11 protein-coding genes are annotated in these 11,969 nt (G+C 66.1%); 2 read left to right on the forward strand and 9 right to left on the reverse strand.

Annotation, left to right across the window (positions count from 1 at the left end):
- The first annotated feature begins 186 nt into the window (after window positions 1-186).
- Window positions 187-1,563: an ROK family protein gene (locus ACTNBZ_RS05635; protein WP_441208693.1), complete on the forward strand. Its 1,377-nt coding sequence runs from the start codon at window positions 187-189 to the stop codon at window positions 1,561-1,563.
- A gap of 81 nt (window positions 1,564-1,644) precedes the next feature.
- Here ACTNBZ_RS05635 and ACTNBZ_RS05640 read toward each other — a convergent pair whose 3' ends face one another.
- Complete coding sequence (locus tag ACTNBZ_RS05640) at window positions 1,645-2,304, reverse strand: YesL family protein (protein WP_441208694.1); 660 nt, start codon at window positions 2,302-2,304, stop codon at window positions 1,645-1,647.
- Between the two features lie 366 nt (window positions 2,305-2,670).
- Between ACTNBZ_RS05640 and ACTNBZ_RS05645 the strand changes: the two genes are divergently transcribed.
- Window positions 2,671-3,234: an adenylyltransferase/cytidyltransferase family protein gene (locus tag ACTNBZ_RS05645; protein ID WP_441208695.1), complete on the forward strand. Its 564-nt coding sequence runs from the start codon at window positions 2,671-2,673 to the stop codon at window positions 3,232-3,234.
- Between the two features lie 61 nt (window positions 3,235-3,295).
- Here the strand turns inward: ACTNBZ_RS05645 and hemL are convergent, their stop codons facing one another.
- From hemL to cobT, 8 genes are all read right to left on the reverse strand, one after another.
- On the reverse strand, window positions 3,296-4,576 hold the full coding sequence (gene hemL / locus ACTNBZ_RS05650; protein WP_441208708.1) for a glutamate-1-semialdehyde 2,1-aminomutase: 1,281 nt from the start codon (window positions 4,574-4,576) through the stop codon (window positions 3,296-3,298).
- Window positions 4,573-5,556 carry a porphobilinogen synthase gene (hemB, locus tag ACTNBZ_RS05655; RefSeq protein ID WP_441208696.1) on the reverse strand — a complete coding sequence of 328 codons (984 nt, stop codon included), beginning with the start codon at window positions 5,554-5,556 and terminating at the stop codon, window positions 4,573-4,575. The genes hemL and hemB overlap by 4 nt, the downstream gene beginning before the upstream one ends.
- A gap of 66 nt (window positions 5,557-5,622) precedes the next feature.
- Window positions 5,623-7,125: a uroporphyrinogen-III C-methyltransferase gene (cobA, locus tag ACTNBZ_RS05660; RefSeq protein ID WP_441208697.1), complete on the reverse strand. Its 1,503-nt coding sequence runs from the start codon at window positions 7,123-7,125 to the stop codon at window positions 5,623-5,625.
- Window positions 7,115-7,990 carry a hydroxymethylbilane synthase gene (hemC, locus tag ACTNBZ_RS05665; protein ID WP_441208698.1) on the reverse strand — a complete coding sequence of 292 codons (876 nt, stop codon included), beginning with the start codon at window positions 7,988-7,990 and terminating at the stop codon, window positions 7,115-7,117. The genes cobA and hemC overlap by 11 nt, the downstream gene beginning before the upstream one ends.
- Window positions 7,987-8,439, reverse strand: coding sequence for a precorrin-2 dehydrogenase/sirohydrochlorin ferrochelatase family protein (locus ACTNBZ_RS05670; protein ID WP_441208699.1), 453 nt, complete (start codon window positions 8,437-8,439; stop codon window positions 7,987-7,989). Before ACTNBZ_RS05670 ends, hemC begins: the two co-directional genes overlap by 4 nt.
- Window positions 8,440-8,451: 12 nt before the next feature.
- Window positions 8,452-9,633 carry a glutamyl-tRNA reductase gene (hemA, locus tag ACTNBZ_RS05675; protein ID WP_441208700.1) on the reverse strand — a complete coding sequence of 394 codons (1,182 nt, stop codon included), beginning with the start codon at window positions 9,631-9,633 and terminating at the stop codon, window positions 8,452-8,454.
- Window positions 9,634-9,738: 105 nt separating this feature from the next.
- Entirely contained in the window at window positions 9,739-10,518 is a 780-nt protein-coding gene (locus tag ACTNBZ_RS05680; protein WP_441208701.1) for a sirohydrochlorin cobaltochelatase, read from the reverse strand.
- Between the two features lie 50 nt (window positions 10,519-10,568).
- On the reverse strand, window positions 10,569-11,630 hold the full coding sequence (gene cobT / locus ACTNBZ_RS05685) for a nicotinate-nucleotide--dimethylbenzimidazole phosphoribosyltransferase (RefSeq protein ID WP_441208702.1): 1,062 nt from the start codon (window positions 11,628-11,630) through the stop codon (window positions 10,569-10,571).
- Window positions 11,631-11,969 lie beyond the last annotated feature (339 nt).

Raw genomic sequence — 11,969 nt, forward strand, 5'->3', positions numbered from 1 at the left:
GCTTTCCGTACCGTCTCTATCATACCTTTGGAAGTAAGTTTCAGTCAATAGATTTTTTGAAATTATTTTTTACTTTTTCCCAAAAATCTCTTGACAGATTGAAAAAAACTGATAGCCTATAAGTGGACAAATTTGATCAGGAGATCAAAAATCCAGTCTGTGACCTGAACAAGGAGGAGGATTCCAATGAAACATCTTGGTATCGAGGTTTCTGTGCAAAATCTCCCGGAGCTGGACCCCAACTACATCCCGCTCTTTCCCTTTTACCAGTCCTTCCTGAAGGACGCGGAAAAGCCCCTGGACATCGCGGTGGAGCGTGCCGGCGGCCAGGTCGCCGTCTACCACACCAAGATCCACGGCACGCCTGACATGGCCGAGGCCGACCGCTACTATGTGGAGCGCATCATCAAGACCATGCTGTGGCTGTATGGCGGCTTCAAGGTCTACATCAGCGGCGATGACGCCATCTGTGACGATATGCGGAAGCTCTACTGTGCCGGCGGCCAGCAGGAATTTGACTGGGACTACATGGCCAACGTGTTCGAGCATCCCTTCGAGATCGTATCCTGCGACGCCGTTCCCGCGGAGAAGGGCGACCCCAAGGCCATCGGCCGCCATCTGGAGGGCTGCCGCATCGGCTTTGACGCCGGCGGAAGCGACCGCAAGGTGTCCGCCGTCATCGACGGTGAGCCCGTGTTCTCCGAAGAGGTGGTCTGGTTCCCCAAGACCAACTCCGATCCCGATTACCACTACGACGGCATCGTGGCTGCCCTCAAGTCCGCCGCCGCCCATATGCCCCGGGTGGACGCGGTGGGCGTGTCCTCCGCCGGCGTGTACATCAACAACCGCACCATGAACGCCTCCCTGTTCCTGAAGGTGCCCAAGGATCTCTTTGACGCCAAGGTCAAGGACATCTACATCCGCGCCATCACCGATACCTTCGGCAACGTGCCCTACGCCGTGTGCAACGACGGCGACGTGTCCGCTCTGGCCGGCGCCATGAACCTGGGCGAGAACAACGTGCTGGGCATCGCCATGGGCACCAGCGAGGCCGTTGGCTATGTGGACAGCGAGGGCCGCATCACCGGCTGGCTCAACGAGCTGGCCTTCGTACCTGTGGACGCCGCCCCCACCGCCATGCGGGACGAGTGGTCCGGCGATATCGGCTGCGGCGTGAAGTATTTCTCCCAGGACTCCGTCATCAAGCTGGCCCCCGCCGCCGGCATCGAGCTGGATGAGTCCCTCTCCCCCGCCGAGAAGCTGAAGGTGGTCCAGGGCCTGATGGCCCAGGACGACGACCGCGCCGCCGCTATCTACCGCTCCATCGGCGTCTATCTGGGCCACGCCCTGCGCCTGTACTATCATTTCTACGGCTTCAAGCACATTCTGCTGCTGGGCCGCGTCATGTCCGGCAAGGGCGGCGACATCATCCTGGCCGAGGCCAAGCGGGTCCTGGCCGAGGAGTATCCCGATGTGGCCGCCAAGATCAACCCCACCCTGCCCGACGAGAAGTCCCGCCGCGTGGGCCAGTCCGTGGCCGCCGCTTCCCTGCCCGAGTTCTAAGCGATACGCCCCAAAACGCCGCGAGGCACGGTCCCGGATGGGACCGTGCCTCGTTTTTTTGATCCGTTACTTCGGCGCCCCTCAGCGCAGATACCAGGGCCTGTCCTCTCCTTCTTCCATCCCGCCCTCGGGAGGGGTATAGCGCCGGAACACCCGCTCCAGCGGCAGGGAGCACACCAGTCCCGTCAGGGCCGGCATGAACAGGACGGGAAACAGGAATACCGCCGACACAAAAATGGACGCCGCCAGAATGACCGCCAGCAGCATGGTCACAGGCAGATGGCGCAGCGCCAGCTGGAATGCCGTCAGGAAAAGCCGCTTCGTCCCAAAGGAAAACCGAGACAGCAGCGGGAACAGGTAGCCCAGCGTCCCCAGCAGCAGCAGTACCACCACTCCATAGATCACCAGCATCAGCCGCCCGGCGGTACTGCCGGTACAGGCTGCCTGCCAGAGCACCTGTACCCCCTCCCAGGCTGCCGACGCCACCAGGGCACAGACGAGACTGGCCAGCGCCCCCACCTTGAAATTGGCCCGGAAGCTCTCCAGAAAATTCTTGAACGGGTAAGGCTCTTTCCGGCGGATACACTTGACCAGCACGTAGTACAGTGCGGCAGTGGCCGGCCCGATGGTGAAAACCGGGATGCACAGCACCGCCCAGATCAGGCTGAGCATGAACAGATTGAACAGCAGGTCTATGGTCTGAAAGAACCCGTTCTGGGGATTGAAGATCTGATTCCACACGGCGGACAGCCTCCCTCGGTGTGCTTGCGGAAATCGGAGCACTTTTGCCGGAAAGGACTCCGACGGTCAGACTCCGGTCCCCTGTCCGTATTGTACCCTATTTCCCCCGGAACGTCAAACGCCGCGGAGCATGCCCCGCGGCGTTTGAATTCGCCTCTTCCCTCACATCCACTAAGACGGAGTCGCTTTTTTTCAAAAGCACAAGTCATTATATCTTTATAAGAATCAAATGTCAACCGCCCACTTCCGCTCTTTCATGTGTATTTTTATTTGCTTTTTCTATATACTTATTTTCCCCTTCCCTTTTTCTGTCGAATTGAGTAAGATAAAAGTTACGGATCTTATCAGAGAGGACGCGGCAGAGTTATGAGGGACAAGCTGGGGATCATTACCGGGCGCTTTCAGGGGCTCCATCTGGGCCATATGGAATACTTGCTGGCGGGTGCCGAACGGTGCGGGCACCTGATCGTGGGCGTGACCAATTCCGCCCCCTGGGAGGAGGCTCCGGCCGAGCTCCAGGGCATGGCACGGGTAAAGCAGTCTTCCAATCCCTTCACCTTTTACGAGCGGATGGTGATGCTGCGGGACAGCCTGACCGAGGCCGGCCTGCCCCGGGAGAGCTTTGATATCGTCCCCTTCCCCATCGAACATCCCGAGCGCATCCTCAATTTTGTGCCCAGGGATGCCGTATGCTATGTGACCATCTACGACCAGTGGGGGGAGCACAAGCGCCAGGTCCTGTCGGACCTGGGCTTCCGTACCGAAGTCATGTGGGTGCGGGATGACAGTCAGCGGCTCACCAGTGGGACTGAGGTCCGCCGGCTCATGGCCCAGGGACTGCCCTGGGAGCATCTGGTGCCCCCCGCCGCCCGGCGCTTCATCCGGGAGCAGGGGCTGGACGCCCGGCTCCGGGCCGCTTTTTCCAAATAACGATCAACGCCCCGGGGACTGAGTTTGCGTCCCCGGGGCGCTTTTTTGCAACGCTCTCCCGCTACAGCGTCCGGAACACCTCTTCGGCGGCGGCAAGGGTGCGCTCCACATCGGCTTCGGTATGGGCTGCCGAGAGGAACATGGCCTCGAACTGGGCCGGAGCCAGATAGATCCCCCGCTCCAGCATACCGGCGAAGTACCGGGCGTACTTCCCCACGTCGCTGCCTTTGGCGTCCACAAAGGCAGTGACGGCGTCTGGTGTGAAGAAGGGGGCCAGCAGGCTGCCCACCTGGTTCACTGCCGCGTCCACGCCGGTCCGGGCGGCGATGGCCCGCAGGCCCTCCGCCAGGCGGGAAGCCAGGCCGTTGATGTGATCGTAGACCTCCGGGTGGTCCTTCAGGTAGCGCAGCTGGGCCAGGCCGGCGGCCATGGCCACCGGGTTGCCGCTGAGGGTGCCCGCCTGATAGACCGGTCCGCAGGGGGCCACCTCCTCCATCAGGGCACGGCTGGCGCAGTAGGCCCCCACCGGCATGCCGCCGCCGATGATCTTGCCGAAGGTGACGATGTCGGCCCGGACGCCGAAATATGCCTGCGCGCCTCCCAGCCCCAGGCGGAAGCCGGTGATGACCTCGTCAAAGACCAGCAGGGCCCCGTATTTGTCGCACAGCGCCCGCAATCCGGGCAGAAAGGCCGGCTCCGGCCCCACCACGCCCATGTTGGCAGCCACCGGCTCCACGATGACGCAGGCCACCTGACCGGGATTGGCCTCCAGCAGGCGCTCCACGCTGTTAAGGTCGTTGAACTGGGCGGTGAGGGTGTGCTTCACGATGTCCTCCGGTACCCCTGCCGAGCTGGGGCAGCCCCCCGCCAGGGCGGAGGAGCCGGCATTGACCAGCAGGCAGTCGCTGTGGCCATGGTAGCAGCCCTCGAACTTGATGATCTTGTCCCGTCCGGTGGCCCCCCGGGCCAGCCGGATGGCCGACATGACCGCCTCGGTGCCCGAGTTGACCATACGGACCATCTCGATGCCCGGCACCAGCTCCACCATGAGCTGGGCGATCTCCACCTCCCGCTGTGTGGGAGCACCGAAGCTCAGGCCGTCCTTTACCGCCCGCTCCACCGCCTCCCGGATGGCCGGGTGGTTGTGGCCCAGGATCATGGGGCCCCAGGAGCACACATAGTCCAGATACGCCCGGCCGTCCACATCCCAAAGATGGGCCCCGTCGGCCCGTGCGATGAACCGCGGGGACAGGTTCACCGCACGGAAGGCCCGCACCGGGGAATTGACGCCGCCCGGCATCACCTTTACAGCCTGTTCAAAGAGCTCCTCCGAGGTCATCAGCCGATCTCTCCCTTCCCCATGGCGTCGGCCAGCTCTTTGGCATAATAGGTAATGAGCATATCCGCGCCTGCCCGGAAGATGGACACCGCGCTCTCGCACATGACCCGGTGCTCGTCGATGAGCCCGGCGGCGGCCGCCGCCTTGATCATGGCGTACTCGCCGGACACCTGATAGGCGCACATGGGCAGGTCAAAGGCATCGGCGCACTCCCGCAGCACGTCCAGATAGGGCATGGCGGGCTTGACCATCAGGATATCGGCTCCCTCCTCCACGTCCAGGGCGCACTCCTTCCGGGCCTCCTTCCGGTTGTGGGGGTCCATCTGGTAGCCCCGCCGGTCCCCGAATGCGGGGGCCGAGCCCGCCGCCGCCCGGAAGGGGCCGTAGAACGCCGAGGCGTACTTGGCAGAGTAGGACAGGATGGGTACGCCGGTATAGCCGCCGTCATCCAGCGCCGCCCGGATGGCCGCCACCCGGCCGTCCATCATGTCGGAGGGCGCCACCATGTCGGCCCCCGCCCGGGCGTGGGAAAGGGCGGTTTTGGCCAGCAGCTCCAGGGTGGCGTCGTTGTCCACCTCATGGCCGCAGAGGGCCCCGCAGTGGCCGTGGTCGGTGTACTCGCACATGCATACGTCGGTGATGACGTAGAAGTCGGGGTATGCCGCCTTGATGGCCCGGATGGCCTCCTGCACCACACCGTGCTCGTCCCAGGCCGAAGAGCCCAGGGCGTCCTTGCGCTCCGGCAGGCCGAAGAGGATGCACCGGCCCACCCCGTGGTCCAGACACTCCTGCGCCGCCTGGGTCACGCAGTCCAGCCCGTAGTGGTACTGCCCCGCCAGGGACTCGATGGGCCGCTTTCCCCGAAGGGTCTCGTCCACAAAGATGGGATAGATCAGGCTGTCCGGGGACATGCGGGTCTCCCGGCATAGGCGGCGGATATTGTCATTGCCCCGCAGGCGGCGGGGCCGGATGGTCAGGTCCATGGAAATGGCCTCCTTTTGTTTTTCGTTTCTTCCCAAAGGCGCGGGGACGGTATGGCGGGCGCGCCGTCAGCCTTTCCCCGCCGCCGTGCAGGCCAGTTCGACCAGGGCATCGACGGTGGCCTCCCGGGCCACCTGCACCGGAATGCCGTACCGCCCGGCCTCGGCCGCTGTCTGCGCCCCGATGCACAATCCCACGACGCGGGACAGGTCGGCACCCTCCCCTGCCGCGGCCGCAAAGCCCCGGACGGTGGAAGCGCTGGTGAAGGTCACCCACACCCGCTTCTCCCGCTCCAGCAGTTCCCGCAGCTCTTCCCCGCCGTCACAGCGGCACACCGTGTCGTACAGCGGCACGTCAGCCACGATCATCCCGGCGGCCTTCAGCGTTTCGGGCAGTTCCCGGCCGCCCTGCCGGGCCCGGAGCAGCAGCGCCGCCCCGCCGGGCGGCAGCGCCTCCAGCAGTGCGCGGGCCAGGTGGGCGCCGTCGTACACCTCCGGCACCAGGTCGGCAGAGAGGCCGTATCCGTCCAGAGTGGCGGCGGTGCCCGGACCGATGGCCGCCAGCTTCATACTGTACAGGGCCCGCAGGTCCCGGCCCAGTCTTTTCAGCGCCCGGACGGCGGCGTGGACCCCCGCCGGGCTGGTAAAGGCCGCCCAGTCATAGGAGCAGGCCTCCAGCGCCGCCTGCAGGGGGCCCAGGTCATCACAATCCACCGTCTCGATGCAGGGGATCTCTCTTACGTCGGCCCCCAGCGCCCGCAGGCGGGACGAGAGGGCGCCAGAGCGGTCTTTGGGCCGGGTGACCACGATAGGCACGCCCTTGAGGGGCAGAGCGTCGTACCAGTCCAGCTCCTCCGCCAGGGCACACACGCCCCCCACGAGGATGACGGCGGGACTCTCCAGCTTTTCCTCCGCCGCCCGCTCAGGCAGATGGGCCAGGTCGGAGGAGATCCGCCGCTGCCGGGGGGTGGTCCCCCGCTCCACCACCGCGGCGGGGGTGGCCGGGTCCATGCCGGCCGCCCGCAGCCCGGCGCAGATCTCCCCCAGGGCAGACACGCCCATCAGGAACACCAGCGTACCCCCGGTACGGCACAGGGCGTCAAAATCCATATCCAAAGGCTGTCCCGCCCGGCGGTGGCCGGTGATGATGTGCAGCGAAGAGCAGAAGTCCCGGTGGGTCACCGGGATGCCCCCGTAAGCGGGAGCGGCAATGGCGGAGGTCACGCCGGGCACCACTTCAAAGGCCACGCCGTGCCGGGCCAGCAGTTCCAGCTCTTCCCCGCCCCGGCCGAAGAGGAAGGGATCGCCCCCCTTGAGGCGCACCACGTTTTTCCCCGCCAGTCCCCGTTCCAGAAGGATATGGCTGATCTCCTCCTGAGGCACAGGGTGACGGCCGGCGTGCTTGCCCACATCGATGCGCTCCGCCCCTTCCGGGATGAGGGCCAGGATAGCCGGGCTCACCAGCCGGTCGTACACCACCACCTGGGCTCCGGCCAGGGCTTCCCGCCCCTTGATGGTCATCAGCCCCGGATCGCCGGGCCCCGCCCCCACCAGGGTCACTTTACCCGCCATGGCGCTCCTCCTCTCTCAGCTTCCGGGCCAAGGTGCAGCCCAAGACCTCCGCCTCCTCCAGCGGGGCGGTCCCTTCTCCTGTTCGTCCCCCGGCGGTCATGCCCCGCAGGGTGATGGTTCCTTCCGCTACGGCGGCATAGGCCGCCGCCGGGGAGGAGCAGCCTCCGTCCAGCTCCCGCACGAAGGCACGCTCCGCCTTTGCGCATGCCTCGGCCTCCGGATCGTTGAGGGCGGAGAGCCAGGGCCAGCCGCTCCCGGCCCGCACCTGCACGGCCAGGATGCCCTGACCCGCCGCCGGGATCATCTCGTCTGTGGAAAAATACCGGCTGACGCGCCCGGTGAGGCCCAGCCGTTCCAGCCCGGCGGCGGCCAGCACCAGGGCCCCGTATTCCCCGCCGTCCAGCTTGCGCAGCCGGGTGAGCACATTGCCCCGCACCGGCTCCACCCGGACGCCCGGGAAAAGCCGCTCCAGCTGGAGCTTTCGCCGCTGGCTGGCGCAGCCCACCGGCCGGCTCAGATCCAGGGTATCGGTCCCCTCCGGCAGCACCAAGGCGTCCCGGGGGTCGGCCCGGCGGGAATAGGCCGCCACCGGCAGACCGGGGTGGGTCTCCATGGGCAGGTCCTTCAGGCTGTGAACGGTCAGGTCCACCCGTCCCTCCAGCAGGGCGGCGTCCAGCTCCTTGACGAAAAGGCCCTTGCCCCCCACCTGGTCCAGGGTGCGGTCCAGAATTTGATCGCCGGTGGTCTTCATGGTCACCAGCTCCAGTTCGATACCGGGCTGTGCCGCCCGGATGGCCTCCATCACCTGACGGGCCTGGATGACGGCCAGCCGGCTCTCCCGGCTGCCCACACGGATGACACTCATTCCAGCTCCTCCAGTACACGGCGTATTTTCTCGGCGGCTCTGGCCGTGGCCCGGTGGTCGCTGCCCCGGGAGACCACGCCCGCCGCCACATTCTTCCCCTCGCACACCGCCGGGAAATAGAAGGTGCACTCCTCCGGGCAGTCGGCCACGCTGACAGGGATGTGGCGCGCCCTTGCGTCCTCCCCCACCCGGCGGTTCACCTCCCGGTCGTCGGTGGCGGCCACGGCCAGCACCGCATCCCCAAGGTCACACTGCCGGTAGCGGCAGCACACGTGTTCCACGCCCTCCGGAAAGCCGGGACAGAGCTCCGGCGCCACCACCCGCACCCGGGCGCCGAAGCGCAGCAGCACGGCGGCACGGCGGGCCGCCACCGCTCCGCCGCCTATGACGGCCACATCGGCCCCGTTCAGGTCGACGAACAGTGGAAAATGAAAACCATTTCCCTCCATGATTGCCTCCTTTTATGCTCGGGTATGGGCCCGTATCTTCCCGGCACAGCGCTTCAGGTCCTCGGGCGTCAGACGGCTCTTCAGGCTGCCGGTCAGCAGTTCCACCGTCCGCCGTGCCGCCAGCTCGGCGCTCTCCTCCGCCGTCAGGCCCTCCACTCCGGCAGCCAGCACCCGCTCCGCCACCGCGTCCTTCAGCTCCTCGATGGCGGGCAGGCTGGCCCGGTAGCCCGCCCACTGGCGGAATTGCTCCATGGCGCCTGCCAGGATATGCTCCCCCTCCGGGGGCAGCGTGTGCTCCACACCGCTCCCCAGCGTATCGATGTTGTAGAGCGTCACGCCGGGCAGCTCCCCCACCTCCGGGTCCACGTCCCGGGGGATGGACAGGTCGGCCAGCCAGCGGGGCGGCCGCGCCACCGCCCGGAACTCCCGCCGGGTGACGGTATAGTGTGGGCTGGTGGTGGCCGACAGCAGCAGGTCCATGCCCTCCATGGCGGCGTAGCGGTCCTCATAGGGGGCCACCGCACACCCGGCGGGCACCACGGTCTCCCCGTGGCGGTAGCTGCGCAGAGTCACCGTCACGGCACAGCCCGCCTCCCGCAAAAGCCGGGCTGAGAGGCGGCCCATCTCGCCGTTTCCGATGACCAGGGCCCGGCGGCCCTCCAGTCCCCCGGCGTCCCTGCCCAGTACTTCTACCGCCCGGGCCGCCGCCGAAGGGGACACCCCGGAGAAGCGCACTTTGGTCCTGAGCTCCTTGCCCGCCGACACGGCGATGCGGAACCAGGTCTCCAGCACCGGGTCGGCGGCCCCGGCGGAGCGGGCCAGCACCAGTGCCTCCCGCACCTGGGAGAGGATCTGGTCCTCCCCCCAGATGCGGGAACGGAGCCCGGCGGCCACTTCCATCAGGTGGCGGGCCGCATCCTCTCCCCGCTCACTGCAGAAGGCCCCCTCAAAGAGGGCCGGATCAGCCCCCGCCGCCCGGCACAGCAGGCCCGGTCCGTCCGGGACAGTCCCCTCCTCGCAGGAGCAGTAGAGCTCGGTACGGTTGCAGGTGGACAGCAGGGCGCAGCCCAGGACCCCCGGCGTCCGGCTGATCCGGGCATCCAGCTCGGCCACCCGGCTCCGGGTAAAGGAGAGCTTCTCCCGCAGGGCGATGGGGGCCCGGCGGTCGCTGACGCCGCAGACATAGAGCTCCATACCGTCTCCTCCTCGTCTCTCTTGCGGCGGTCTTGTCCGCCGTTGTGTTACAGTATAATACTGATACCAGTATAACACGACCGCGGTGCTTTGACCGCTTTTTTCTCAACTCCGCTCCGCCGCCCGGGCATGTCCGGCGAAAAGCGCCCGGAAGGCAGGATACTCCCCCAATCCCCGGAACACGCACTCCACCTGATAGCCCGCGCCGGTCAGGCGGGTACGCCAGGAGTCCCCCTCACCGGCCATCTCTTTTTCGGCGTGTCTGCCCGCCGTCACCATAAAAGGCTGCAGCCGCACCCGGCGTATCCGGGGATGTGCCCGCAGACAGTCCATCACCTCATCCAGGGTGGGACGGCCCTCCATCGCGCCCAGAAAAGCCCGCTCCCAACCCAGGTCGTGCAGGGCGCGCTCTGTGAAGGCGTAGGCCGGGCTGGCAAAACGCTCTGAGCCGTGGCCCATAAAGACCAGCGCCTCATCCTCCGCCGGGGCCTCCAGCTCCCGGACCACCGCCCCGGCCGCGGCACGGCAGTCCTCCGCCGAGGCGAGCAGGGGCCTGCCCAGTGCAAAACGGCAAAACCGGCCGGCCCACGGCATCGTCCCGGCAGCGATCCCGTCATACTCACCGCCGTTCAGAATACAGACGGGCTGGACCAGCACGTCGTCGTATCCAGCCTCGTCCAGACGCTCCAGCACTCCGGAAAGGCTGTCGATATATACGCCGTCCCGCTGTTCCAGTCTGCGCCGGATGACACCGCTGGTGAAGGCCCGGAACACCTGCCGCTCCGGCAGGGCCTGGGCCAGGGCCGCTTCAACGGGAGCGATGCTCTTCTCCAGCGTATCAGGGCGGCTGGTGCCGAAAGACACCGCCAAAAGGGCTTTTTTCATCTCGCTTCCTCCGTGGCCAGCGCTCCCGCCGGCGGGACAGAAATTCCGTATCATGTCAGCGGCTGGTAAGCTTCCACCTCAATCTCATCAAAGGTGGCCATCTGGCCGTAGACGGCCAGCGCCATGTCCAGCAGGGGCATCACCGCCGCCGTGCCGGTCCCCTCTCCCAGGCACATATTGGCCCGCAGGAGGGGGACAAGGCCCAGCTCCCGCAGCATCCGCTCCCCCGCAGGCTCGGCAGAGACGTGGCTGGCCAACAGGTAGTCCCCCGCCGCCGGGCACAGCCGCACCGCGCACAGTGCGGCGGCGGCTGAAATGAATCCGTCCACCAGCACCGGGGTACGGCAGGCCGCACCTCCCAGGAACACGCCGGTAAGGCCGGCCAGGTCCAGTCCCCCTACCTTGGAGAGCACATCAACAGGATCGGCCGGGTCAGGCCGGTTCACCGCAATGGCCCGGCGGATGGCCTCCACCTTCCGGTCCAGTCCCCGGGATGAGAGCCCCGCCCCCCGGCCGGTAACGGTTCCGGGCTCCGTGCCCAGCAGCACCGCCGCCACGGCGGAAGAGGCCGTGGTGTTGCCAATGCCCATCTCACCGGTCCCCAGCAGGGTCATCCCCCGGCCGCACAGCTCCTTTGCCACCTGTATGCCGGTCTCAATGGCCCTGACACAGACCTCCCGGTCCATGGCGGGCCCTTTGGTCATGTTCCTGGTCCCCCGCATCAGGTTGTGCTGGAGGATATGCGCTCCCGCCACAGGGCGGGCCACACCGATGTCCACCGGCACCACCTCAGCATGGGCCTGGCGTGCCATGCAGCACACGCTGGACGCCCCTTTGGACATATTTTCAGTGACGATGGCGGTGACCTCCTGACCGGTCTGGGTCACGCCCTCAGCCACCACACCGTGGTCGGCGCACATGACCACGATGGCCCGACGGGACAGGTCCACGTCAGGGCTGCCCATCATGGCGGCCACCCGGACCACCGCGTCCTCCAGCAGGCCCAGGCTGTGAAGCGGCTTGGCGATGGCGTCCCACCGCCGGCGGCATGCCTCTGCCGCCGCCCGGTCGGCGGGGACGATGCCCGCCAACGTATCCCGCAGTAAACTCATGGCATCATTCCTTCTTTCTCTGTGCCCCATCAGGCCGTCTTATCTGTAAAGCAATATTACTTTCCTATTTATAAAACGCCTTGCCGGCAGGACGCTCCCGTTTCTCCCCCGCCTATTTTTTCCATAAAGGAAAATCGCTTTACAGTATATCAGCCGGCAAAAGTACCTCTTGCTGCAATATTATAACAATTCTCCGTCAGGCTGTAAAGCTGTCCGGACAGACAAAGCGCGGCCGGGGTTTGGCCCGCCGGGCGGCCGCGGTCAGGGTTTTTACACCCCGGCCCCAAAGTCCAAATTTCCCCGGGGGGGAATATTGTCGGGCTAGGGTGTCACCACGAA

It is taken from the genome of Pseudoflavonifractor sp. HCP28S3_F10, assembly GCF_052065415.1.
Classification (GTDB): domain Bacteria; phylum Bacillota; class Clostridia; order Oscillospirales; family Oscillospiraceae; genus Pseudoflavonifractor_A.